This is a genomic window from Pseudomonas sp. MIS38 (assembly GCF_019891575.1).
Classification (GTDB): domain Bacteria; phylum Pseudomonadota; class Gammaproteobacteria; order Pseudomonadales; family Pseudomonadaceae; genus Aquipseudomonas; species Aquipseudomonas putida_A.
In genome coordinates this window covers 96,648-117,301 of the sequence record NZ_JAFLXF010000010.1, presented here as the reverse complement: position 1 = coordinate 117,301, position 20,654 = coordinate 96,648, and the positions used below count along the sequence as shown (strand labels likewise).

The 20,654-nt window shown below is 59.4% G+C and carries 35 protein-coding genes; 16 read left to right on the top strand and 19 right to left on the bottom strand.

Annotated elements, in window-relative coordinates; translation table 11 throughout:
- Window positions 1–2 precede the first annotated feature (2 nt).
- From J1G18_RS13825 to J1G18_RS13730, 19 genes are all read right to left on the bottom strand, one after another.
- Entirely contained in the window at window positions 3–701 is a 699-nt protein-coding gene (locus tag J1G18_RS13825; RefSeq protein ID WP_223007884.1) for a hypothetical protein, read from the bottom strand.
- 82 nt (window positions 702–783) lie between these two features.
- A complete protein-coding gene (locus J1G18_RS13820; protein ID WP_223007883.1) occupies window positions 784–1,827 on the bottom strand; it encodes a minor capsid protein in 1,044 nt (347 codons plus the stop codon).
- Complete coding sequence (locus J1G18_RS13815) at window positions 1,820–3,283, bottom strand: DUF4055 domain-containing protein (RefSeq protein ID WP_223007882.1); 1,464 nt, start codon at window positions 3,281–3,283, stop codon at window positions 1,820–1,822. Before J1G18_RS13815 ends, J1G18_RS13820 begins: the two co-directional genes overlap by 8 nt.
- A gap of 7 nt (window positions 3,284–3,290) precedes the next feature.
- Window positions 3,291–4,592 (bottom strand): terminase large subunit domain-containing protein, encoded by a 1,302-nt coding sequence (locus J1G18_RS13810; protein ID WP_223007881.1) that lies wholly within the window; start codon window positions 4,590–4,592, stop codon window positions 3,291–3,293.
- Window positions 4,579–5,040, bottom strand: coding sequence for a DUF2280 domain-containing protein (locus J1G18_RS13805; protein WP_223007880.1), 462 nt, complete (start codon window positions 5,038–5,040; stop codon window positions 4,579–4,581). The genes J1G18_RS13810 and J1G18_RS13805 overlap by 14 nt, the downstream gene beginning before the upstream one ends.
- Before the next feature lie 31 nt (window positions 5,041–5,071).
- Window positions 5,072–5,695: a putative metallopeptidase gene (locus J1G18_RS13800; protein ID WP_223007879.1), complete on the bottom strand. Its 624-nt coding sequence runs from the start codon at window positions 5,693–5,695 to the stop codon at window positions 5,072–5,074.
- A 52-nt stretch (window positions 5,696–5,747) separates the two neighbouring features.
- Window positions 5,748–6,095: a hypothetical protein gene (locus J1G18_RS13795; protein ID WP_047297554.1), complete on the bottom strand. Its 348-nt coding sequence runs from the start codon at window positions 6,093–6,095 to the stop codon at window positions 5,748–5,750.
- A complete protein-coding gene (locus tag J1G18_RS13790; RefSeq protein ID WP_223007878.1) occupies window positions 6,092–6,430 on the bottom strand; it encodes an MFS transporter in 339 nt (112 codons plus the stop codon). Before J1G18_RS13790 ends, J1G18_RS13795 begins: the two co-directional genes overlap by 4 nt.
- Before the next feature lie 113 nt (window positions 6,431–6,543).
- Complete coding sequence (locus tag J1G18_RS13785; RefSeq protein WP_223007877.1) at window positions 6,544–7,023, bottom strand: HNH endonuclease; 480 nt, start codon at window positions 7,021–7,023, stop codon at window positions 6,544–6,546.
- 403 nt (window positions 7,024–7,426) lie between these two features.
- Window positions 7,427–7,591, bottom strand: a complete 165-nt coding sequence (locus J1G18_RS13780) for a hypothetical protein (protein WP_158547276.1) — start codon at window positions 7,589–7,591, stop codon at window positions 7,427–7,429.
- A 138-nt stretch (window positions 7,592–7,729) separates the two neighbouring features.
- Entirely contained in the window at window positions 7,730–8,425 is a 696-nt protein-coding gene (locus tag J1G18_RS13775) for a hypothetical protein (RefSeq protein WP_223007876.1), read from the bottom strand.
- Window positions 8,422–9,033 carry a recombination protein NinG gene (locus tag J1G18_RS13770; RefSeq protein ID WP_223007875.1) on the bottom strand — a complete coding sequence of 204 codons (612 nt, stop codon included), beginning with the start codon at window positions 9,031–9,033 and terminating at the stop codon, window positions 8,422–8,424. Before J1G18_RS13770 ends, J1G18_RS13775 begins: the two co-directional genes overlap by 4 nt.
- Window positions 9,033–9,431: a recombination protein NinB gene (locus J1G18_RS13765; protein WP_223007874.1), complete on the bottom strand. Its 399-nt coding sequence runs from the start codon at window positions 9,429–9,431 to the stop codon at window positions 9,033–9,035. Before J1G18_RS13765 ends, J1G18_RS13770 begins: the two co-directional genes overlap by 1 nt.
- Window positions 9,428–9,904: a hypothetical protein gene (locus J1G18_RS13760; protein WP_223007873.1), complete on the bottom strand. Its 477-nt coding sequence runs from the start codon at window positions 9,902–9,904 to the stop codon at window positions 9,428–9,430. Before J1G18_RS13760 ends, J1G18_RS13765 begins: the two co-directional genes overlap by 4 nt.
- Before the next feature lie 192 nt (window positions 9,905–10,096).
- Entirely contained in the window at window positions 10,097–10,903 is an 807-nt protein-coding gene (locus tag J1G18_RS13755; protein WP_223007872.1) for an ATP-binding protein, read from the bottom strand.
- The gene (locus J1G18_RS28025) at window positions 10,893–11,675 is read right to left on the bottom strand and encodes a hypothetical protein (protein ID WP_262415578.1); all 783 of its coding nucleotides are present in this window, start codon (window positions 11,673–11,675) and stop codon (window positions 10,893–10,895) included. Before J1G18_RS28025 ends, J1G18_RS13755 begins: the two co-directional genes overlap by 11 nt.
- Entirely contained in the window at window positions 11,675–12,436 is a 762-nt protein-coding gene (locus tag J1G18_RS13740) for a phage antirepressor KilAC domain-containing protein (RefSeq protein WP_223007871.1), read from the bottom strand. The genes J1G18_RS28025 and J1G18_RS13740 overlap by 1 nt, the downstream gene beginning before the upstream one ends.
- Before the next feature lie 315 nt (window positions 12,437–12,751).
- Window positions 12,752–12,952, bottom strand: a complete 201-nt coding sequence (locus J1G18_RS13735) for a hypothetical protein (protein ID WP_039012569.1) — start codon at window positions 12,950–12,952, stop codon at window positions 12,752–12,754.
- Window positions 12,953–12,981: 29 nt separating this feature from the next.
- Window positions 12,982–13,191, bottom strand: a complete 210-nt coding sequence (locus J1G18_RS13730) for a hypothetical protein (protein WP_044463860.1) — start codon at window positions 13,189–13,191, stop codon at window positions 12,982–12,984.
- A 92-nt stretch (window positions 13,192–13,283) separates the two neighbouring features.
- Between J1G18_RS13730 and J1G18_RS13725 the strand changes: the two genes are divergently transcribed.
- From J1G18_RS13725 to J1G18_RS13660, 16 genes are all read left to right on the top strand, one after another.
- Window positions 13,284–13,997 (top strand): XRE family transcriptional regulator, encoded by a 714-nt coding sequence (locus J1G18_RS13725; protein WP_223007870.1) that lies wholly within the window; start codon window positions 13,284–13,286, stop codon window positions 13,995–13,997.
- Between the two features lie 519 nt (window positions 13,998–14,516).
- A complete protein-coding gene (locus J1G18_RS28020) occupies window positions 14,517–14,648 on the top strand; it encodes a hypothetical protein (RefSeq protein WP_262415577.1) in 132 nt (43 codons plus the stop codon).
- A 373-nt stretch (window positions 14,649–15,021) separates the two neighbouring features.
- Entirely contained in the window at window positions 15,022–15,195 is a 174-nt protein-coding gene (locus tag J1G18_RS13720) for a hypothetical protein (protein ID WP_223007869.1), read from the top strand.
- A gap of 162 nt (window positions 15,196–15,357) precedes the next feature.
- The gene (locus J1G18_RS13715; RefSeq protein WP_223007868.1) at window positions 15,358–15,618 is read left to right on the top strand and encodes a hypothetical protein; all 261 of its coding nucleotides are present in this window, start codon (window positions 15,358–15,360) and stop codon (window positions 15,616–15,618) included.
- A complete protein-coding gene (locus J1G18_RS13710) occupies window positions 15,615–16,043 on the top strand; it encodes a hypothetical protein (RefSeq protein ID WP_223007867.1) in 429 nt (142 codons plus the stop codon). Before J1G18_RS13715 ends, J1G18_RS13710 begins: the two co-directional genes overlap by 4 nt.
- Window positions 16,040–16,255 carry a hypothetical protein gene (locus tag J1G18_RS13705; protein WP_123587643.1) on the top strand — a complete coding sequence of 72 codons (216 nt, stop codon included), beginning with the start codon at window positions 16,040–16,042 and terminating at the stop codon, window positions 16,253–16,255. The genes J1G18_RS13710 and J1G18_RS13705 overlap by 4 nt, the downstream gene beginning before the upstream one ends.
- Window positions 16,252–16,422: a hypothetical protein gene (locus tag J1G18_RS13700; protein ID WP_223007866.1), complete on the top strand. Its 171-nt coding sequence runs from the start codon at window positions 16,252–16,254 to the stop codon at window positions 16,420–16,422. The genes J1G18_RS13705 and J1G18_RS13700 overlap by 4 nt, the downstream gene beginning before the upstream one ends.
- Window positions 16,419–16,544, top strand: coding sequence for a hypothetical protein (locus J1G18_RS28015; protein WP_256616944.1), 126 nt, complete (start codon window positions 16,419–16,421; stop codon window positions 16,542–16,544). Before J1G18_RS13700 ends, J1G18_RS28015 begins: the two co-directional genes overlap by 4 nt.
- 157 nt (window positions 16,545–16,701) lie before the next feature.
- Complete coding sequence (locus J1G18_RS13695; protein ID WP_123587644.1) at window positions 16,702–16,938, top strand: DUF551 domain-containing protein; 237 nt, start codon at window positions 16,702–16,704, stop codon at window positions 16,936–16,938.
- A 42-nt stretch (window positions 16,939–16,980) separates the two neighbouring features.
- Window positions 16,981–17,718, top strand: a complete 738-nt coding sequence (locus J1G18_RS13690; RefSeq protein ID WP_223007865.1) for a hypothetical protein — start codon at window positions 16,981–16,983, stop codon at window positions 17,716–17,718.
- A complete protein-coding gene (locus J1G18_RS13685) occupies window positions 17,715–18,278 on the top strand; it encodes a siphovirus Gp157 family protein (protein WP_223007864.1) in 564 nt (187 codons plus the stop codon). Before J1G18_RS13690 ends, J1G18_RS13685 begins: the two co-directional genes overlap by 4 nt.
- A 7-nt stretch (window positions 18,279–18,285) precedes the next feature.
- On the top strand, window positions 18,286–18,528 hold the full coding sequence (locus J1G18_RS13680; RefSeq protein WP_223007863.1) for a hypothetical protein: 243 nt from the start codon (window positions 18,286–18,288) through the stop codon (window positions 18,526–18,528).
- Window positions 18,525–18,989 carry a hypothetical protein gene (locus J1G18_RS13675; RefSeq protein ID WP_223007862.1) on the top strand — a complete coding sequence of 155 codons (465 nt, stop codon included), beginning with the start codon at window positions 18,525–18,527 and terminating at the stop codon, window positions 18,987–18,989. The genes J1G18_RS13680 and J1G18_RS13675 overlap by 4 nt, the downstream gene beginning before the upstream one ends.
- A gap of 81 nt (window positions 18,990–19,070) precedes the next feature.
- Entirely contained in the window at window positions 19,071–19,382 is a 312-nt protein-coding gene (locus tag J1G18_RS13670) for a hypothetical protein (RefSeq protein ID WP_223007861.1), read from the top strand.
- A 55-nt stretch (window positions 19,383–19,437) separates the two neighbouring features.
- A complete protein-coding gene (locus J1G18_RS13665; protein WP_223007860.1) occupies window positions 19,438–19,914 on the top strand; it encodes a hypothetical protein in 477 nt (158 codons plus the stop codon).
- A gap of 118 nt (window positions 19,915–20,032) precedes the next feature.
- A complete protein-coding gene (locus J1G18_RS13660) occupies window positions 20,033–20,629 on the top strand; it encodes a DUF1566 domain-containing protein (protein ID WP_223007859.1) in 597 nt (198 codons plus the stop codon).
- Window positions 20,630–20,654 lie beyond the last annotated feature (25 nt).

Sequence of the window (20,654 nt, the reverse complement as noted above, 5' to 3'; positions counted from 1 at the left end):
CCTTATTCCTTTGATTTTGCCTGTTGAACCATTTGGTTAAACAAGGTCGGATTTTCGTTGGAGAGCTGGATGCGCTCGGCATCGCTCATTTCGTGCAACTGCTTGGTGGCCCCGCCACCACTACCCCCGGTAGCCCCGCCACCGTTCGCTTTCGTTCCGCGCACCAGTGATGCGTAGCGCGGCGCCTGCTGGAATTCTTTCGCCAGATCCTCAAGGCTGGCGATGGTCAGGTTGCCGGCGGCATCCGTGACCTTGACTTGCCCTTCGACGATCTTCAGGCGGCGCTGGACGAACTCGGCCAGGATCTCGGCGTTCTCGCCGTCGGCGATGCTGCTGGAAACCTTCGAGGCTGCCGACGTCAGGTCGCGGCGCTCGATGCTGGCGGTCAGCTCGGCCAAGCGCGTACGCTCGACGGCCAGGGCCTGCTCGCTGCTGGCATACAGCTGCTCGAAGTCGCCACGAGCCTTGGCGGCGTCCAGTTCCTTCTGGGCGAGCTTTTCGTCCGCCTCGCGCTTCAGGCGCTTGGCTTCCTTGGCCTCGTCCAGCAGCGTCTGGTTCTGGCGCTTGAGGCCTTCCAGATCCTCGCCTCCGGTGGGCAAGCCCTCAACGGTCAGGACGAAGTCATCGCCCATCGCCTTGTAGAGCGCCTGCATTGCCGCATCAAGCGCTTCGTATTCCGCCTTGCTGATCTTGTACTTCATGTCATCCCCCGGATGATTTGCCCTTGGCTCAGCCGCAGGCATAAAAAACCGGCTCAAGGCCGGTCGTTTGTGTGATTCGTGGTCAGAGGCCAGCTCGCTCGAAGGCCAGCGGCTCAAGGTCTTTAAGTTGCTTAAGGGTCAGCGTCTTGCCGTTGTCATCCACGAACTTCTCCAGTGTCAGCTCGCCCCTTGTGAACAGTGCGTACCGGTTCGGGCCGAGGACGTCGCGCTGGAAGGCGGCAGGCTGGCGCGAGAGCCACTCCTGATAGCTCGTCTTGCTGGATACCAGCGTGACGCCATCAGGGCCGATTGAGGGCCTGGTAGAACCCGGGATCTCGCGGGCAAACTCACCCTTCAGAACCGGCAGCGCGCTCGATCTGCAATTCCAGTGGCCGGGCGGCTTGGGGTCGTCCCATCCGTAGATGTGCTGATCCCTCGCCTGACACATGGCGCTGGTCTTGCTGTCGAGCGTGGAGATCCAGCGCCAGCCCTGCAGGATGTCGTCGTTGGCCTTGAGCGTCTCCATGCGCGCCGTGCTGGCGACATGGTTGGTCATGGTGCGAACGAGCGACGATGCCTGATCCTGATGCAGCTGGTGGACGCTGGTGAGGCGCCGGCCGATCTGCTGACTGGTCTCGCCCAGGCTGGAACCGATCTGAATCTCGCCGATGATCTCGGCGGCCTTCTTGGTGCCGAACTGGTCGAGCGCACCGCTGATGCTGATGCGCTGGGCACCCTTGCGAGCCTCCAGCAGCATCGGATCAGCCAGTGCGGCCGCGCTCACCATCTCAGCCGATGGCACGTTGAACTGAACAACGGCCTTGATGACCTTGCCCAGCATCTTGCCGTTGAACTCGGCCTCATAGACCGCGAACTCGCCAAGGTCGAGCTGCGCCCTGCCCTTCATGTCGTCGTAGATGCCCCGCAGATCGCCTTGGAGCGTTTCTATCTGCGAGGTGTACCGACGCGTACCGTAGGCGCTGAGGCCTGCCGCAACGCGAGCCTTTGCCGTGTTGATGGCCTTGCTGATGAATGACGCCACCCGCTTCAGGTTGCCGCCGGCGTATCGCTGGACGTAGACCTGGTGCCGAGTGGTGGCATCCGTCAGATAGCCCTCGCTACTCATCATTCACCCCGGGTGGCTGGTTGGCTGGTGGCGAATCTGGCTCGCTGCCCACCACAGGCGCCTCCTCTTCACGATCCGCGTCGATGTCCTCATCTGCTCGGTCAGATTCCAGCACCCCAGCCTGACGCAGGTTGGTGCGCAAGTCCTTCTTGGCGATGATGCCCTGTTGCCAGAGCTGCATCTGAGCAAGGATCGCTTGAGCATCCATAGCCTCATCGAAGAACTCCTGGTTGAGCCAGAAGACTGTGCCAGCTTCGTCGACTGCCTCCATCATGAACCGCTGCGCGTCGAACAGAGACAGCCGCACCGCCTCGGAGACGTTGCCAGCGATCGTGCCCAACACCGAGTTATCCGAGCTGTAGCGAATGCGAACAGCCTCTGCTGTCTCGGCGCCACCGCCCTGCTGGACGATGCGCGCGCCGATCATCAGCATCTGATCTTCCTTGTCCTTCATCAGCTCGCGGGCCAGCTGCGTTTCCTTGGCCTGCAGCATGACGGCAGAGCCCTGTTTGCCGAGCAAGTGGCCCTTTCTGGACCCAATCTGCACACCGTTTGGGTTGTGAATTTTGAAGGTATCAGGGTCCAGGTCGCTGGTAAGGAACAGCGTTGGCTGCGAACTGATGAAGCCCGCCTCTTCCACCGTGGCGCTGTTGCCGTAGTGAAGGATGTTCACCTCGGCCAGGTCTTCCAGCGGCGCCTTGTCAATGCTGGCGTCGTTGTTCTGGGAGCCAAAGAAGTGGAACGGGATGTGATCGAAGGCCTTGCCCATCTTGTCGGTCGGGTTCGTCTTAACGCCGTCCGGCGTATCTTCCGAGTACACGCGCTGCACGTACTTCCCGTTGATCAGCATCAGCGCACGGTATTGATCCTTGGCGGTGAACTCGAACCCGTCATCCGTTGTTTCGTTGATCTTTTCGTGCAGCACCACCAGCGTCAGCCGGCGCACGCCGTCGATCACGTCTTCCCGCCAATTGACGATGCTCTCGGCCGGGTAAAAGTGGACGTAGGCGCGCGCTTTCGCCGCCTGCGAGACAGTGAGCGAAGTCTGTCCCTCTGGCAGTTCGACCTTCGGGAAGTCAGTCAGTAGACCGCCGCGGCCGGTGTCGAGGCACTCGCCAGTAGCTTCCTTGCACAACTGCTCAAGGCTTGAGCCGTCACCGCTGACGTTCTCCAGCAGGTACTCGACTGCCGAGGGCAGCTTGATCTCTGCCGTCTTGCGGAACACCGCGCCCAGCAAACCGGTGCGCGTGCGGCCGGTGACGTTGAGGAACATTGCCCGCTTCTTGAGCTGCTGATACCGCGCGATGTTCTCGGGCGACTGATTCAGCGGGTCAGGCATGGGCAGATATTCGTCGTACTTGCGAACCTCTCGAGGCCCGGCTACGCAACGCTTGACCAGCTGCCAGCCGGGCAAGGCATCGTCGTACTCCTGCCGTTTGGCGCTGTAGTTGGGCATATGTGCCTCAGAAGGTAAATGTGACAGGAATGTGAGTCATCGGCTTGATGATCGGGTAGTCGTGGTGGATGAAGTAGCCGCCGGCATCGTTCGCGTGATCGACGCCGGACTTCTTGTCTGGCTCGCCATTCGGCGCCCATACCTGCTGTTCAAGCCCATCGGCGTACGTCGGGCAGCGCAGCGGGTTGACCAGGTAACGCCGCTCGCCATTGGCGTTGCAGAACATCGCGTTCATGGCGTTGATGCGGTCTTTCACCGGCGGGTTTGCATCCGGCGCGATGACGCTGAATCCCGCTTGGCGCAGGATGGCAATGTCTGTCTCACTGGCATTCACCGACTTACGGGAGCCACCCGAGGCATCCGGATAGATTCGAATCTCACAGGTTTTTTCGTAGTCCTTGCCGTTGTAGCGCCAGTAGCGCTCCTTGATGCGTCGGATCATGTCCGGGGTATCGAAGCCGTCGATCAGCTCGTCGACTGCCCGAGGCTTCCCGTCTGCACGTTTGACGTGCGTGATCGCCGCCATCTTGCCAACGTTGAAGTCCATGCCGATGAACAGAGGTTCGCCGGGCTCCACCGCATCGAAGCAGCCATTCAGCTTCCGGTCGTACGCGTGGTAGATCGAACCGGCATTCAGGTTGACGAACTGCCCGTTGAGGTAGGCCAGAATCAGCTGCGGTGGGTACGACTCCATCAAGGATGGAATGTAATCGGGGGGCAGGTTCAACTCGTTGTCGAACGTGCTGGCCTGTACCAGCCCATACATGCCTTGCAGCGAGGGCTTCTCGCGCAACTGCTTCACGAACTGCTGGTATACGAACTTGAACCCCTCGGGGGTGGTCGTCACGTCCACGCCGTTCTTCAGACCGTGCTCGTTGTAACGCATACGGGCAATGATCTTGCGCCAGGCGTGCTCGGCCTTGAGCGCAGGCAGAACATCGAGCTCGTCGACCAGGGCGTGCCCGATCTTGAAACCGACAATGGTCTGCGGCTTCTCCATCGAACGGCAGATGGTCGTGCTGCGATACTGGCCGCCGCTGTAGAACTCGACCTCCTTGTCGCTCTCCTTCGTCTTGACCTTCAGGCCCCAGTCGAATGCCACCTCTTCAATCGTCGGAAAGAAGATGTCTCGGATCTGCGGATAGGTCGGAGCAAAGTACCCCGAGTTGATCCGAGGCCATTCCCATACGTGCTTGCAGATGCCTGCGCAGCCTACCCACGTTTTCCCGGAACCAAACCCGGCGACAAAACCGCGAAACTTGTTCTCCATCTGGAGGAATCGCGCCTGCGGGACGTTAAGCGTCGGCATCAGGCTTCCTCGCGTCCACCACGTCGACCTGCACTCGCGTGGGCGGCACGTTGTCGTGGGGGTTCTCGTTCTTGGTCTGGCGGTTGACGTATATGTCGCCAACCTCTTTGGCCGCTTGCTCTAGTAGCTGAGCAGTGAGGGCCATGTTCTTCATGCTCTCGGCCTTCTCAGCCATCCGCCCCAACGCGCGAAGCCGATAAGCTCTATGGGCGATCGGGATGTCCGCAGTCTCGGCAGTGAATCGCTCTCGGCAGGCATGGAACATGTCCGCCCAGCGCGGTGCCAAGCCACGTCCTGCGTACTTTGTCGGGTCATGCCCCTCACAGGTCTGGCGACTGACGTCTATGCCGAATTCTTTCTTGACAGCCTCCACCACCTGAGAAGGTGTATCGAAGCAGGCCAGAGCCTGAACAATGAAGGCTTTGACCTCGCTTCGTAGTGCTGCCATGTGAATGTCATCCGTCAGGACCTGTCAGGAATCAGGCCGACTTAAGCAGACAGGTTCCGCAGGCCCTCGATATGTTCAATTTCCCCACCTCAGCAGGATTGTTTGCAGCGTCCACCAGCTCTTGAACAGCCGGGCTCGCCCCATAGCGACGCACCACACCGACGAACTCTTCAACGTCGTGTCCGCGCATCTCAAGCTTGGGCAATCCGTCTTGGGTGAATGCTGGCTGACCGTACCTATCGGTCGCTTGGGCTATGTGATACAGCTCATGCTCGACCAAGGCGCAGAAGTCAGCATCGGAACACTGGGCGCAGTAGTCGGCAGCCAGCGTGATGATGTAGGCCGGCACGTCGCCGAACCAATCCAGCATCTGTTGTTCCATCCGGGCCTTCTGCCAACCACCAGCACGGAACGCGACCTGTTCGGCCTGACCGACCACCGTGCGACCTTTCTTCGTGAAGGCGGCAGACGCCCACATCACACGAATGTCCGCATCGATCAGATGGGCGTGCTCTTCGTTGTGGATGCTTCCGGTGTCAGCGAGGATCTCGGCTTGGAGCCATTCCCAAACTTCAGGCGCCGGGATCAGGCGAATGCCAAAGCTGGACAGCTCAGACAGGTCGAGCAGTGAAGCCGGCGGCATTGGCCTATCCATTCACTCCTCCGTGTCGCGACACAATTTGATGATTCGCGAAACGTGTCGCGACTTACTTGGATCGACGTTCGATCCCGCCCGGCGCCTTGTCACAACGCAGGCAGTGTTCACAACTCAGCGTCCGGCAGAGCCAGGCTTTCACCCGCTGCCACCAGATGACCATGAAGATGTGACGCATACCGGCAAGGGCCAGCGAGACGTGCAACGTGATACCGGCAGTGGTTGGGCCGATGATGAAAATGTTCTGGTTGCGGCTCATCACCACAAACCCGCTGATGGCGATCGCCGAATAGATCAGCTTGCCGAGGATGCCGTCCCGCACTCGACCGCTCAGAACACACCAGGTCGCCCACAAGGCAATCAAGCCACAGGCGATGGAGTTGATCAGTTCAAGACTCATGGTGGATTGCCTCCCCCGAACCGCTGGCGAATGAGCGCCCAGAGGTCAGCGGACTTGATTGCACGGTTGATGGCTGCGAGCAGCGATCCGCCGAAGGTGCCCAGCAGGAAGCCAATACCCGCGACGATCTTCGGCTCGGTCACACCCAGATAGGTGCTGACCATGCTCGTCAGGTACAGCGAACAGGCGATGCCGGTGATTAGGAAGATCAGCCAGGCGCGCCAGTCGGCCAGATCGTCTTTATGCCACCAGCTTGCGACGACAGCACCGACCAGTCCTGCGATCAGCAATTCAAACCTGTCGATCTTGTCGAGCAGGCGCTGCAATAACTCCATGCGCTCGACTCCCTGGGTGCATGTGAATAGGTCGGCCCCGCTGCACTCCCAGCTCGGAGCAATGGGTGTGGGGAGCCGAAAAAGAAAAGCCGGCAGTGCGGGCAAATGAGTGATTACGCCGTTCGGGAGAATTCGCCATGACGCTCAGCGGATGCCCTGCAGTACGCCGCATGAGCCTCTTCGGGACTTCCGAATCGGCCGAGATTGATTCGTTGACCACCGACAGCAATGCGGGATCGCCAAGGCTTACTGTTTCGTGTTCCAGGGTCGAAGAAAACGCCCTTGAACCCAGACGTGTTGTTCTCGTTGATTTTCCGATTCCTCAGGTTTTCCGCCTGAGTGCAAATCCGCAGATTTTCGCGGCGATTATCCAATCCATTGCCGTTCTTATGATCGACCACCAGGCCGTCCTCGCATCCAGTAATGACCCTATGCAAACTCCGATAGCCGACATAAATACCGTTCTCGAATAGCACTTTTTGAACGTATGCAGTTGACCCGGAGGGTCGGATATACCAGTCGTACTCGGCAAGCAGATGAGCATCTTGGGCGTCGACGATTACATCCCGCCCCGCTAATTGAATAGTGGGCATGGATGCCTCCGTGACTTTCAGATTCTCGTAAAAAAGCCCCTGCAAGTGCAGAGGCCCTGAATAGGTGCGGGTGGCAGGTGCTGAACTCCTGCTTGGGTTGGCTGCCTGCATTTCAGCAGGCCCGAGAGCCTTCGCTCAGTCGGTTTGGCCAACTACCTTCGAGGGCTGAACGCATCAGCCTGCGCATTCACCCGCATGATTCGAGGGTCTTTCCCCTCCTGTCCGCCAAAGGCCTTCTCAACGTCAACGCCCCTATGCATCGATCTCGCTGATCCAGTCTCGCGCCACCCCGAAAGCAAGTTTGAGGTCAGGGTGCGCGGGCTGCCGGTGTTTTTCAGATGCATCGCACTACCGGCCAACGACGTCCAGGCCTTCCCGAAGGCTGCCCTGGCTACAGGTGAAACTACAGATTCTTCTTGTGGATGCGCCAACCCATGGCGACACCAGGGTGGAGGTATTCACCGGTCTGTGGATGGCGAGAGAAGTCCGTCTCACCAACCTGTCGCGCGACCGTCTCCCACGCTGTTCTTGCGCGCTCCAGCAGATTGGCTTTGGCCTTCAGCTTCATGCGCACCTCCTAGCGAGTCGAATTCGAGGCAATAAAAAACCCGGCGCGGTGGCCGGGTTTCGTTTGTCTGTCCTACACACGCAGGAATGACAGGATGGGATTAATTTCGCTCATTCGCTCACTGATGTCAACAGGAAATCACGCAGCTTGTTCAATCAGCAGACCTTCCGCCTCCAGAATGTCGGCAGCGTGCGCCAGAGCCTCGTCGACCAAGACGTCAGCAGCCTTGCCGATATCCTGCCGCCACCGGCGGCGAGTCGACTCCGGCGTCCCGTCGTTGTCCCAGGTGTTCATGTCGTAGAAGCTGTCCTTCAGCACGATCATGTCGGCCGATCGGGACTCGTCTCTCTTCGCCTTGGCCTGGCCTGCCGCCAGAGCCGCCTTCACCACTGCTTCGCGACGCCACTCCGGTGCATCGAGCGGGATCTCGACGGATACGGACGTGGCCACCTTCGGCCGCGCACCTTTCAGCTGCGGGATAGCCCAAGCAGTGGTCGCCTTGAACAGGAACAGCTTCGGGGCCGGGGTGTTGATGAGGGTCTGCAACGCTGAGATCGCTTGCACCTTGCGTCCCTTGTGGGTGCTGTACTTCGCCACAAGCGCATCCCAGTGCTTCGGTTCGAGCGCATTGTGCAGCCTTGCAGACACCCAGCAGTCCACCTCACGGCGATCCATGGCGTCGGCGCCGCGCGAGCGAACCAGTGTCGCCAGATCGCCGCCCTCCTCTTCGTCGGCAGAGTTGTACAGCTTCTGCCATGCCTGTTTGCTGGTGTTGTCGATGGCCTCAGCCGCGAGGGCGGAGACAACTGCGTTCAGAACGCCTGGATAGATCATGCTACAGCCCTCTTCAGTTCGCGGGTCTTGGCTCGGTATTCGGCCTTGATGGTTTTGATTTCTTCGACGGTGAGCTTCTTGGGCTGATGAGGCCCTTCGAGCCATGCCACGGTTTCGACGCCGATGCGCTGCACCAACCGGATGCGGTACTCGACCGCGTTACCGGACAGGTTGCGGTTGCACCTCACGCACTGGCGGTGGATGTTCAGCGGCTCGAATCGCAGCTCCGGACAGGCACCAACGGATCGGTAATGGCCGGCGTCCCAGCGGCTGCCGGTGATCAGGTCGCTGTCGTTCGGCATCGAGTCGCAACTGATGCACGGCAGGTGCGCATCACGCAGGCGGACGTACTCGTTCACCGCGGCCTGGGCTTCGCGCAGGTGGTCAGCTCTGGTCTTCAGCTTCTCTTTTCGGACTTTGATCTCGCGGCGATCACGCTGGGCGATCGCCTTCTTTGCCTTCTGCTCGTTCCGTGGTGCGTCCTTCAGCGCGCAGGCTGGGCTGCACACTGCCTGACCCAAACGCTGAGGGACGAATGAGGCCCCGCAGGAGGCAACACGGCATTTCTTCGGCTTGGGCGCCTTCTTTTCCTTGATGGCTACGCGCATCAGTAGCGCCCTCCCCACTTGTCCTGCTCAGTCCAGCGCACGCCATGCTCGGCGCCGAAGGCATGCATCAGCTCGAACAAATCGCTGAACCACTTCTGGGACTGCTTGCGGGTGGACACAGCCATCACAACGAAGCCACCGTCGAGGCCAGGCTCTGCGCGCTGCTTTTCCAACGAGGCACTGAAAAGGCACTTCCAGTCCTCACTGGTCAGTTTCTTGCCATGCCAGATCACTTGCTCGGATACGTCCTTGAGCATTGCCCACATTTTGCGGTTGCAGACGTCCGGGCGCTTCTCGTCCTTGATGACCACGATCTTGGGTTTGGTGAAGTCGGTGGCGTGCAGAACACCCATGAGGCGGCTGATGTCGCGCTGGCTGCGGATCGCGAACTCGTTCATGCCGCAACCTCCGTCGCCATCGCGTTCGTGTATTTCTCCACAAGGTAGGAACGTGAGACGAACGCATCGACGACGAATCCTCCGAGATCGATTGCGAGCGGATCACCGTTGCCCTGGCCGTGCGGCACGTAATATTTGCGATCCTCGCGGCCCTGAACCGGGTCAATCACGAAGTAACCCTCATCGGTCACCTCGATCAGAATCTGGTGATTGCCAGCCTCGATATTGAGCGAAGGCGCCGTGCAGAGATAAACACCCTCATCCGCCAAGGGCGGATTGTCGACACTGAAAAACGCGGTGTATTTGATCCCGAGGTATTCGAGCATTTCGCGCATAGTCAATTCGCCCTCGCGGTATGGCTTGTGCAGCTCATTGATGACCTCAGCAGCAGGTCGACCGGCAAGCATCGCGAGGCACGTTGAAACGCAACTCACCGGGCAAGGTTGCATTTGGCGAACAATCAACGGGTTCATGGCCGCTTTCTCCTTGAGTCTTCACGCATAGGCTCGGTGACAGCTTTCTCGACGGTCCAGCCATACCGAGCGATTCGGCTTTGCGCGACCTTGGGCGGAATCCCGAAGTGCTTAGCCAGCTCAAAGACGGTTCCTCGAACACCTCGGACGATGTGACACTGCTCGCGCATGCTCCACAGTTTTACGGCCATGTCAGAAGCCCTCCTTGCCGCGCTGAGATTCCCACTCGAACGGAAGCACGATCACGCCGCCCTCCCGCAAGCGATCCACGCAGCGATCGCCGATGGCTTCCGGGAGCGCCTTGGCGCTCAAGTTTGAAACGATGATCGTCGGTCGCATCTCCTCGTACCGGCCGTTGATGATCGCGAACAGCGTCGTCAGCTCGAAGTCGCTCGGCTTCTCCTTGCTCACGCCAATCTCGTCCAGGATGAGCAGTGAGGGGCTGATCAGGCTCGACAGGATCTGACTTTCAGTCTGTTCGGTGGCGCGGTCGTACGAAGCACGGATCGACTGCAGCACGGCGCCGATGGTGCGGTACACCGCCGTGGCAGATGACTTGGCCATGATCTCGTTGGCGATCGCCACGGAAAGGTGCGTTTTGCCAGTGCCAGGCTTGCCAAGCAGCAACAGGCAGCGCCCCGTGGCTGCGTTCTGCGGAAACTCGGCGGCGTAGCGGCGGCACGTGTTGAGCGCCTTGCGCTGCTCCGTGGTGGTCGCGATGTATCCGTCGAGCGTCTTGCTGGCGAAGCGCTTTGGGATCAGCGCGGCGCCGAGCTTTCGCTCCATGGCCATGCGCAGTTCCATCGCCTTGTTCGCCAGCTCAGCGGCCTCGGTCTTCTCGCGAGCGAGACGCCCGCACTCTGGGCAACCGCTCTTCAGCTCCTTGCCCAACAGTGCAAATATCTTCTGGTCGTAGGCGCCATGGGTTTCGCAGTCGGCCGGCTGGATCCGGGTTCCCGGCGGCAGGTCTGGAGTGGCTTGGACTGGCTCAGAGCGCATAGCTGCCGTCCTCCCGCTGGATCAGGCCGGCCTGGTAATCGCGTTCAGCGAAGCCGGTGTGACGGGATTGCGGGAACGGGTGCACGTTGCTGGCACGCTTCTCCGGGAAGATCCCGGTCCAGCCGTTGGAGATCGAAGTGGCGAGCACCTGATCCGGCTCGGCGTGACCCAGCAAAGCCCTGGCCTGCTGCTCGCAGCTCTTGGCAGTCAGTGGCTTGCGGATTTCCTTGCGGTGCTGGCACCAATCGGCCCAGGCCTTCTCGGACACGTTCTCAGGCTTTGCAGTGAGCGGATCGAACTTGCCAGCCTTCGCCGGTGCGCCAGCACCTTGCTTTTGATCTTGCTCTTTCTTCTCTTCTCTTCTCTTCTCTTCTCTGGTCCGCGTTTTGTCCGCATCGCTTGCGGACACATTGCGGACAGAGTTGTTTTTACGGTCGTTACGCTTGCGCTCGCTGTCGTTGGCTCGGCGCTTTGCACTGGCGCCGTTGTGCTCGTCAAAGCGAGGCATTACAAGGCTTCCATCGTCCTGCACGGACGCCCATTCCACCTCGATCATGGCTTGGGTAAAGCCTGGCCAGCCCACCACAGCATCCATCGCCTCGACGCTGTAGCCGTGCAGCACACCGTCGTCGGAATGAGTGTCGAAGATGCTCCACGCAATGTGCAGTCCGCCGATGATCCGCAGTCTGTCCGCTTTCAATGCGGACACCATGCGGAAAACTTTCGGATGTGTCTGAAGGTCGATTCGCATTTTGATCCAGTCCCCGGCCATTACACGGCCTCCCTCAGTTGGTATTGCGCCCACAGACCGGCAATCCAGTTGACGCCCTTGGGAGTGAATTTGGATTGGTTGTAGGCGTGACCGCTGTCAGTGGTGCCTGCCTTTACCTCAAAGCGGCCAGCGTCGATGTGAGGCTGGTAGGCCTGCCACTCGCCGCCCATGCGGCACATGATCTTTTTGTCGAGCAGGAACTCGCGGAATCGCGACTCGTTGGCCTTGAGCAGCTTCGCCACCTGGCGAAAGCCCTTGAGGCCGGTTGATTCGACGTAGCGCTCGACGAAGGCAATCTTCGGCGCGGCCTCAATCAGGGCCTGATTGGCCGCTTGCTGAAGTTCGAACTGCTCAGCCCACGCTCGGGCAGCCGCTGCAGGATTGGAAAAGTCTGGAAGTGTGGCGATAACCCGAGGACCTTCCAGCTCCTTGAGTTTCTGGAGAACGGAACGGCGCACGGCTTTCGATTCGCGCATCCCTACCAGCATGCATTGGTCGAGAGTCAGCCCGTAAGTCGCCACCTGGTTACCGTGCAGAGGGGTGTAATATTTTTGCACCCCCTCCAGATCGTCGCCCAACTCGTCCTCAACCCGGGAAAGGAAATGGTCATTGCGGACCCTTGGCTCGCCTGCCTGCTGTCGCGCTTCGTTGATCATGTCGCGGAGGGCGATGGTTGAAACAATGCGCGACACGTTTTCACCGTTGCCAAATTGTGTCGCGACACTGGCCGGGGTATTGATCGTTTGGTTTGATTGGTGCATGATTTGCTCCACAACGCGTTGTAAGAGAGCCGGGTCACTACCCCGGCTTTTTTTCGTCTCGAATTTGGCAGAGGCCCTCTGGATTACCCTTAAGAGTCCCTGCCAGAGGCCCTCATTGGGGGCACCAACTTCAGCACCTTGGCTTTCTTTCGCCCCACTTCTGAGAGCGCACCGCATGCAATCGCGGTTTCCATCATTGCGTTGACGGCATGGCTGAAACTCCAGCCGTTTACGCGCATCAATTCCTCCACTCGCTTTCGAGTCGGTGGAGGCAGCCTTTCAAGCTCTACGGTCATTTGGCCCTCCAAAGGGGCTTCAGCCCGCGATATCTTCTTGTTTGTCCTGCATCAGTTCCTCGATCACGCCATTGGCCACTGCCCACTCGATGATTTCGTAGAGGTAGGTGGCGTGCTGCATACGGGTTTTGGTCGCGGCCTTACGCAGAATCCGATCAAGCACTGGTTCGAATCGAACCTTCACCGGGATGGCGCGCTTTTGATTGGGGTCCATGTACATGCTTCGATGCTCCTGGCTGTGGAAATTGGTTATGCAGCTGTTTGCTTGGTCGAGCTGGCAGGGTCGTCGTGACGGCTCGCAGTGAGCTTCCCGGCGGACTCCTTCTCCAACACGCATTGCATTGGGTAGGAGAAGCCACCGGCAGATCGGCACTGCGAGACGCGGCTACGGGTGACGCGCAGGGCTTCACCGATCGCGCCGGGCGAGCCGAAGAATTGCAGGGCTTGGTCATAGGTCATTTAAGGTTTCTCCACTTCACTGCGAGCGAGTTTAGAAATGTTAACAGCAAAGTGCAAGTTATCTAAACAGACGCTTGTTTAGAATCCTAAATATGAATTTCAGCGAACGATTGAAGAGTCGAATGGAGGCCAAGGGCCTACGAGCGACTGACATAAGCGAAATGACTGGCGTCTCTCGGACGACTGTCTCTTTCTGGCTGGCTGGTACGAATGGGGCGAAGGGCAAGAATCTGCTCGCCCTGGCTAAAGCCTTGGATTGTTCGCCGGACTGGCTATCTGATGGTGCTGGCTTGCCGGATGCGCACAAGTCGATACCGCTCGGCACTATTGAAACGTGGGATGACGAGACACCACTCGGTGATGACGAGGTATATGTCCCCTTCCTGCAAGAGGTCGAACTTGCTGCGGGGTCTGGGCGGTCTGTGATTGAGGAAAGCGATACCGCGAGACTGCGCTTCTTCAAGAAGGATCTGCGCAACAATGGCGTTCAGTTCAATAACGCCAAGTGCGTGATGGTTAGCGGCAACAGCATGATCCCGGTGTTGCGCGACGGCGCCACGGTCGGCGTGAACATGGGGAAAAACACCCTGCGGGACGTGGTCGACGGCGAAATGTACGCAATCAATCACAATGGACAGCTGCGTGTGAAGCAGCTCTACCGAATCCCGACCGGTCTTAGGCTTCGCAGCTTCAATCGCGACGAGCATCCGGACGAGGATTACACCTTCGATCAGATCCAAGAGCAGCAGATCGTCATTATTGGCCACGTTTTCTGGTGGGCGATGTACTCACGCGGTGCGAACTGACGTAACTCCACCTCTCCCAAGGCCCGCCAATCGGCGGGCTTTTTTGTGCCCGCAAATCAACCTCCCTAAACTTTTGTTAAGTTTTCTAAAAATAGGCCTTGACCAATCTTGTTAAGTTTTCTAAATTTGCCTCAACGCCAAAGCAAGAAGGCGCCAGGGCCTCAAGAGACCCGCCGCTCTTTAACAACCAGCGCAATAACCAAACAACAGACCGCATTGCCTCTACCGGCGACCGGCGATCAGACAGGCCCGAAAGCCTGCCCACGACAGGAAAAACCTGTACGGCTGATCGATGGTGAAACGCCTTAACCGTGTGAGTAACCCGGCAAGCAATGCGCCCCGCCTTCCCCGGCGGTAATCGGGAGGAATCGAGCTTCGCCCACCGGTTACCGGCGGCGCGGTGAGTGACCAGACATTCAAATCAAGCCGATGACGGCCGCCAGTAGCGGGTCACGGCGCCACAGATTTACTGATGCCGCTTCGATGAGGCGGCATTGGAAATCAACGGAGGGCAAGACGATGAACCGCAAACAATTCCGCAAGGCCCGCGTCGCGGTAATGCTCGACCGGCTCAACCCGACCTCCTGCACCTGCGATGTCCCGGGCTACGAGAAGGCGCTGATCCTGGAACTGATGCATCGCACGAATTAGGCGTAAGCCAAAAAGAAATTGGCGAGATGCGACCCTGGAACCCAATCTAAAAGTAAGTCTGGATCGCCGCGTAAAACCCCGAACGCGTCATGAAGGGGTGACAGAGCCCGATAGGTGGGTGAATGGCGTAATGGCCTTGCATGCCGGTCCGACCTCCTTCGGACACAGAATCACTGCACGACAGCCTGTCGTTAACTGCCCGATCCTCTCTATGAGAGCGCATCGGGGTGTGATCTGAGGCCAAGCCTCGGGCGGCGGATGTGCCAACAGGTAGTCTTCAGGACTGCCCCATCTGCTCAATGCCGGTTGAGCCCCGGACAGATCACACCCCGATGCGGCTATGATGAAGTCATCACGAAATGAGGATTCACCCGTGGACAAGAAAGAGTTGCAGAAGATGGCGCCCGAGCTGCTGGCGGCGCTTGAAGCGCTGTACAGGGCGCACGAAGAGTCGATGCTGGCCGAGTACACAACGTGGACGCCAGAGCAGTCTGGCGACCCGGCAGTGATTGAAGCTAAGCGTCTGATCGAACTCGTCCGGCAGTAACCGGCGCAGTTTCACAAAAGCCCGCACCAAGCGGGCTTTTTCATACCCGTAATTCTCCGACACCACCCGAATGCACTCCCCTCCGCGCCCAACGGCAACCAGCGGAGCGAACGAGTGCATCCGAGTTTTGTTGGATCAATACCCGCCACTTTGGAGGCGACCATGAACGTCACGACCGAAAGCGCCGAAGTATTCCGTGGCGGTGGACGCCGGTGGTTCACGCTCCGCGCAGCCTGTAAGGCCGAAGCACGCGCCCTGCTGAATAAGCACTGCGATTGCGATTACTGCGACCACGAGATGTGGGGGCGTGAGGAATTGCCCTGCCGCCTGCATCACCCCGACCGCTATCCAAGAATCATCAAACGCCTCACTGACGGACTCATGCGCCGTTACCGAGCGCAGGCATCGAGGACACAGCCATGAACGCAGCACTGAAACTCTGTCAGGCCATGTACGACGCACAGTTGCCTCCGGCGGTGAGTGAGCCGGACGATCAGCGCGAATGGCTGGAAAGCGCCGCCGAACAATTGGTGTGCGGCTCGGATGTGGAATGGAAGCGCCGGTTTGGCCCGGTGCGGAAGGTGACCTCAGCGGAGTACGCCGAACACCTGCAGCACCACCTGAATCAGCGGCAGATCGACGGGCTGGATGATCGTGACTCATTCTCCAACCTGGTGCTGGCCGTCGTGGTTGGCAGCCAAGCCGAGGCGCTGACTCACGCCAAGCACCTGCTGGGCAGCAACAGCCCGGTCACGCAGCTTGAGGCGATCGCCGCCAACTTCCTCCGCCCTCACGCCGCTGATGCAGTTGCTGCTGAGCGCGAAGCTGCCGAGGACGACGCAGTATGAGCAACCAGGTAGCACTGGCCCGGCTGGGCCTTGAAATCGCGAAGATGCGAAAGTCCTGCACTCCAGTACCGGATCGCACCTTCGTAATGGGCATGATCGAAATGGCGGAGTTCGCCCAGATCATCGACACGCCTACCGCCAATCGTTATCGGGATGCGCTGGACGCCAAGTTCGTCGAGCGCAACGGTTACCTGAAAGGAGTCTCGGCATGACCATTGCACCGGTTAAAACGGTTCTAGATGAGCAGCTGGAAGAGATTGAACGCAGCCTCGCGGTTGTCGGCGCTGGCATCCCTCGCGAACTTCCTGTTTCCGCGCTTCCCCCTCCGCTGGTAGCAGCCATCAAACAAGGCCGCATTGCCGTGAGGTCTCGACCATGAAGATCATGTTTTGGGTTCTCGCTGGCGGCTTGCTGATCGTGATGGCCAGCTACAACGTGGCACGCGATTCCTCCAGCACCTGCCAGCCGCCGCAGTCGACCACCTACAAGGTGTTCCAGTGACCAGCCGCCAGTGGGCGCGGCGCCTGATCATCTGGCGCGGTGCATTCTCTTCCCTCGGCGTTTTCACCTTCCTGATGCTGCTCAGCGCCCTCGCCGATCGCATCACTCAATAAACCAAGCTTTCAATCGCTGCGCTGGGCGCGGCAAGGAAACTTCTGTGACCGAATGGATCGCATGCAGCGAGCGCCTGCCTGAAATAAATCAGGTAGTCGCATTACTGAACACTGAGGTCTGGATGAACACCGGATCTGATGATTTCCATTGCAACTGGTACGGCGCCGGGTATCTCGGCGAATGGGGGCGGAAGTACTGGAACGTAATTGGCGAATCTCGCGCGCAATGTCTTGATGCGGTAACGCATTGGCAGCCTCTCCCAGCTCCTCCCGCCGAATAACCACTTCCACAGCGCCCCTCTCCAGTGGCGCGGAGAACAGTCATGTCCGATAAAAACATGCAGATTTGGTCCCTGGTCGAGAAGACAGACACCCGGTTCACCAAAAAAGCCAAGGTGAACGGCCAGGACATCACCAGCCTGAGCGGCACCGCGATGGTTATGAAGGCCACCGAGCTGTTCGGCCCGGTTGGCATCGGCTGGGGTTGGAAAATCATCGAAGAACGGTTTGATGACGGCCATGAAATCTTTACCGGCGAAGGCGATAAGCGTACCTGCATCGGTCGCGAGATCGGGCACACGCTGAAAATTGCTCTCTGGTTCATGCAGGACGGCCAGCGCGGCGAGATCGAGCAATACGGCTGCACTCGGTACCAGTACAAGACCAGCTATGGCATGACCACCGATGGCGAGGCGCCGAAGAAGTCGCTGACTGACGCAATCAAGAAAGCACTTTCCATGCTTGGGTTCAGCGCGGATGTGTTCCTTGGATTGTTCGATGATGAGACCTACGTCGAGCAGCTTAAGGAAGAACAGGCGATCGAGCAGGCAGTGGACAAGGACGCCGAGATCCTTCGTCAGAAGCAGGAGCGACTGGACTGGCTGAATTCTGCGGTGGAAACGATGGGCAAGGCCGTCACCGCCCACGAACTGAAGATGCTGAACGTGAAATACATCCGCGAGGCGACCCGCCGCAACGAGCCGACATTCATCGCCCGAATCACTCGCGCTTTTGAAGAGCGCAAAGCGGCCCTTGAGCCCGGCAAGGAGAATGCAGCATGACCCAGCTATACGCATTGACCGGCAAACTCGCCGAACTTCAGGGAATGGCAGACACCGACGACGAGGGTCTGAAAGAAGCCCTGCAGCACGCAATGGACGAGATCCAAGGCGAGTTTGAGGTGAAGGCCGACAACATCGTCATGCTGCGTCGTAACATTGAAAGCGACGTGACCGCCATCGAATCTGAGATTGAGCGACTGACCGAGCTCAAGCGCATCAAGTCCAACAGCGTTGCGCAGATCAGCGATTACCTGCGCCGGAACATGGAAGCGGCAAACCTCAAGTCGATCAAGCGCCCGCTGTTCACCATCACCTTGGCCCTGGGCAAGGAGAAGGTCATCGTCGACAACGAGGACGCGGTGCCCGACGAACTGACATCCGTGAAAACTAGCATTGCCCCGGACAAAAACGCGATCGCCGCCAAGCTCAAGGACATTCGCGAGCACAACGAAGCTGTGCGAAAGCGCATGGCCGCCGGCGAAGACGCAGAACACGAACTGATCGAAGAGCCTGCCTACGCGCATTTGGAGCGCGGTGACAGCTCGATCCGGATCAAGTGAGGCCAGCATGATCAGCAACCACCTCAACCTGGTCGAACAGCAGCGACAAAGCGCCGAGGCGATATCGGCGCAGGTTGCCCAGTACCTCGCCGCTGGCGGGCGGATCGACAAGCTGAAAAGTCCGCCGCGCAATCCGCTGCCACCGCCCCGCTCGACTCGAATAGACCCTGAAACGGTCCTCAAGCGGCGACCGAAGCCGATATCGGCCGCTGACCGAAAGACTCTGCGCAAAATGGCGGACTCGATATGAAGTCGAAACGCAAACCCAACAACGGCTTCGCCCGGGCCGAACGCAGTTGCCGGGCGCTGCTGCGCACCAACCACGTCGCGGTGGTGAACATCGACCCCAGCGGCAGCCAGATCATGGCGAACTGGAAGAGCTGCCGGCAGATCCGAAGTCTGGCGATCGCCAACGCGATATTCGATTTCTCCTACCGCTGGACGATCTACATCGGCGCCATGTGTCGGGATGAGCGCGGCGCTGAGTACATCAAGTCGGTCGAGATCTCGCCCGAGGGCATCTACAAGGTCGAGCGCCTGACCGATGCGATCGAGCATTACTACCTGGAGCTGCGCAACAGCGCGAACCCGAACCATCTGGTTGCGTCAGGCTGGATCGCCATTCCGGACGAAGTGTCGATGGACGAAGCCCAAGCCGCGAAGCTGTTCTACGCCGCCGGCGCCTGGCATCAGGTGAAGGTAGCAGCGTGAGACGAACCATCAACCGGGCGGCCACGCGCCGCCGACAGACCTGGCTGGACTTGCCGGCCAGCGGAATTGAAGAGGTAGGCCATGGCCAAGAGCAGCGCGGAGCGTTCAGAGAAAGCCGCGGCGAAGAGGAAGAGCCGCGGCGAAGAAGAGATTCGGCTGCACTGCCTGCCCGGCACGCGCCAAGCCCTTGCTGAGCTGATGGCCTGGAGCGGCATCGAGGAACAGGGCGAGGCGATCACGCTGATGATTCACCACCTGCATGGCCTTGGCCCGGGCGGCGCCCTTCCCTTACTCACGCCGCCGCGACACGAATACGTGATACCTGAAAACGTGTCGCGGAAATTGAAGCTTGCCCACGACCGCGAAGCCCTTCGCATCACTCACGACGAATAACCACCCTCACGCTGCGCATCCGGTCACGGAGGGCGGCACATACCCGGAGAAAATCATGACTGAACATGCACAACAATCCGTAGCGGCCGCCGACCTGCCAGAACGCGGTCAACCTCTCGCCGGTGGCACCTTCTTCGCTCGCTATTGGTTGAACGGCGAAGAGCGCGCCTTGGTGCTGCTCGACAACGAACTGATCGGCAGCTGGGGTAAGTACGGCGAGGACGTCGCCGGCGCGAAGAGCCTCAGTGATGGTGCCGCAAATACCCGCGCCATGGCCGAAGCCGGCAACGATATCGCGGTGAAGGCCTTGGAGCTGGATGCGCACATCCCGTCCTACCTCGAAGGCGCTCTGCTGATGGCGGCGAAGTCCGAAGGCTTGGTCACCCTACGCGAAGATCGTTGGCACTGGCTGAGTTCGCAGTTCTCCGCCGACCTCGCCTACACCATGGACTTTGAAGATGGCTGGCTCGACAACGACTTCAAGAGCCTCGAGCGCGTCGCGCGCCCGGTCCGCAGCCTTCCTATTCAGTAATTCATTCCTTCATTGCTTTTATGCAGGCGATTCCCGGGAGCGTCAGGACGACGCTCAGACCAGAAGCTTGCCGGGTAGCGCCGGCGGCCTGCGCCCAATTCGCTCACAGGAGCATCCAATGCAAACGAATCAACTGACCACCTACACCCGTGGCGATCTGATGATCAGCAGCCCAGATGAATCGGTGGTGCTCAAGCTGGCTTCTCTGGCGATTGGAGTCACGCCGACCGCTGCCGCAAGCGACATCCCTGCTGTAGGTGAAATCTGGCCCGGCGAAGGTGGTGTGAATGGCGGTTTGTTCCCGGGCGACGGCAAACCCTACTACCTGATCGTCCCGACCGGCGCCGATGCAGAAGGCGAGTTCGAGTGGGGTGGTTACGGCAACGAACTCAACGGCGCCAAGAGTGCCTGGGATGGCCGAGCCAATACGGACGATCTTATCGCTGCCGATGACTCCTACCCCGCCGCCCAGTTCTGTGCCGCCTTCGAGCGCGAGGGCCACAAGGACTTTCATCTGATGTCCCGTCGCGAGGCTTCGTTTCTGGAGATCACGATCGGCGACAAGGACGTGTTCAGCAAGCGCTATCACTGGACCAGCTCGCAGTTCTCCGCCTACAACGCCTACCGCATGGACTTTGAAGATGGCTGGCTCAGCCGCTACGACGCCAAGGGCGACGAGCGCGTCGCGCGCCCGGTCCGCAGACGCTTTATTTGATCCTTCAATCCTTCATTCATGGGCG

Coding starts and splice junctions, on each gene's coding strand:
- J1G18_RS13800 (WP_223007879.1), bottom strand. CDS start 5,695: ATGGATAGGCCAATGCCGCCGGCTTCACTGCTCGACCTGTCTGAGCTG.
- J1G18_RS28020 (WP_262415577.1), top strand. CDS start 14,517: ATGAACCGCAAACAATTCCGCAAGGCCCGCGTCGCGGTAATGCTCGAC.
- J1G18_RS13820 (WP_223007883.1), bottom strand. CDS start 1,827: ATGAGTAGCGAGGGCTATCTGACGGATGCCACCACTCGGCACCAGGTC.
- J1G18_RS13685 (WP_223007864.1), top strand. CDS start 17,715: ATGACCCAGCTATACGCATTGACCGGCAAACTCGCCGAACTTCAGGGA.
- J1G18_RS13660 (WP_223007859.1), top strand. CDS start 20,033: ATGCAAACGAATCAACTGACCACCTACACCCGTGGCGATCTGATGATC.
- J1G18_RS13780 (WP_158547276.1), bottom strand. CDS start 7,591: ATGAAGCTGAAGGCCAAAGCCAATCTGCTGGAGCGCGCAAGAACAGCG.
- J1G18_RS13810 (WP_223007881.1), bottom strand. CDS start 4,592: ATGCCGACGCTTAACGTCCCGCAGGCGCGATTCCTCCAGATGGAGAAC.
- J1G18_RS13715 (WP_223007868.1), top strand. CDS start 15,358: ATGAACGTCACGACCGAAAGCGCCGAAGTATTCCGTGGCGGTGGACGC.
- J1G18_RS13765 (WP_223007874.1), bottom strand. CDS start 9,431: ATGAACGAGTTCGCGATCCGCAGCCAGCGCGACATCAGCCGCCTCATG.
- J1G18_RS13775 (WP_223007876.1), bottom strand. CDS start 8,425: ATGATCTATCCAGGCGTTCTGAACGCAGTTGTCTCCGCCCTCGCGGCT.
- J1G18_RS13730 (WP_044463860.1), bottom strand. CDS start 13,191: ATGACCTATGACCAAGCCCTGCAATTCTTCGGCTCGCCCGGCGCGATC.
- J1G18_RS13675 (WP_223007862.1), top strand. CDS start 18,525: ATGAAGTCGAAACGCAAACCCAACAACGGCTTCGCCCGGGCCGAACGC.
- J1G18_RS13790 (WP_223007878.1), bottom strand. CDS start 6,430: ATGGAGTTATTGCAGCGCCTGCTCGACAAGATCGACAGGTTTGAATTG.
- J1G18_RS28015 (WP_256616944.1), top strand. CDS start 16,419: ATGAAGATCATGTTTTGGGTTCTCGCTGGCGGCTTGCTGATCGTGATG.
- J1G18_RS13670 (WP_223007861.1), top strand. CDS start 19,071: ATGGCCAAGAGCAGCGCGGAGCGTTCAGAGAAAGCCGCGGCGAAGAGG.
- J1G18_RS13725 (WP_223007870.1), top strand. CDS start 13,284: ATGAATTTCAGCGAACGATTGAAGAGTCGAATGGAGGCCAAGGGCCTA.
- J1G18_RS13815 (WP_223007882.1), bottom strand. CDS start 3,283: ATGCCCAACTACAGCGCCAAACGGCAGGAGTACGACGATGCCTTGCCC.
- J1G18_RS13700 (WP_223007866.1), top strand. CDS start 16,252: ATGACCATTGCACCGGTTAAAACGGTTCTAGATGAGCAGCTGGAAGAG.
- J1G18_RS13785 (WP_223007877.1), bottom strand. CDS start 7,023: ATGCCCACTATTCAATTAGCGGGGCGGGATGTAATCGTCGACGCCCAA.
- J1G18_RS13755 (WP_223007872.1), bottom strand. CDS start 10,903: ATGCGCTCTGAGCCAGTCCAAGCCACTCCAGACCTGCCGCCGGGAACC.
- J1G18_RS13680 (WP_223007863.1), top strand. CDS start 18,286: ATGATCAGCAACCACCTCAACCTGGTCGAACAGCAGCGACAAAGCGCC.
- J1G18_RS13825 (WP_223007884.1), bottom strand. CDS start 701: ATGAAGTACAAGATCAGCAAGGCGGAATACGAAGCGCTTGATGCGGCA.
- J1G18_RS13805 (WP_223007880.1), bottom strand. CDS start 5,040: ATGGCAGCACTACGAAGCGAGGTCAAAGCCTTCATTGTTCAGGCTCTG.
- J1G18_RS13760 (WP_223007873.1), bottom strand. CDS start 9,904: ATGAACCCGTTGATTGTTCGCCAAATGCAACCTTGCCCGGTGAGTTGC.
- J1G18_RS13665 (WP_223007860.1), top strand. CDS start 19,438: ATGACTGAACATGCACAACAATCCGTAGCGGCCGCCGACCTGCCAGAA.
- J1G18_RS13705 (WP_123587643.1), top strand. CDS start 16,040: ATGAGCAACCAGGTAGCACTGGCCCGGCTGGGCCTTGAAATCGCGAAG.
- J1G18_RS13770 (WP_223007875.1), bottom strand. CDS start 9,033: ATGCGCGTAGCCATCAAGGAAAAGAAGGCGCCCAAGCCGAAGAAATGC.
- J1G18_RS13690 (WP_223007865.1), top strand. CDS start 16,981: ATGTCCGATAAAAACATGCAGATTTGGTCCCTGGTCGAGAAGACAGAC.
- J1G18_RS13795 (WP_047297554.1), bottom strand. CDS start 6,095: ATGAGTCTTGAACTGATCAACTCCATCGCCTGTGGCTTGATTGCCTTG.
- J1G18_RS13710 (WP_223007867.1), top strand. CDS start 15,615: ATGAACGCAGCACTGAAACTCTGTCAGGCCATGTACGACGCACAGTTG.
- J1G18_RS28025 (WP_262415578.1), bottom strand. CDS start 11,675: ATGGCCGGGGACTGGATCAAAATGCGAATCGACCTTCAGACACATCCG.
- J1G18_RS13740 (WP_223007871.1), bottom strand. CDS start 12,436: ATGCACCAATCAAACCAAACGATCAATACCCCGGCCAGTGTCGCGACA.
- J1G18_RS13735 (WP_039012569.1), bottom strand. CDS start 12,952: ATGTACATGGACCCCAATCAAAAGCGCGCCATCCCGGTGAAGGTTCGA.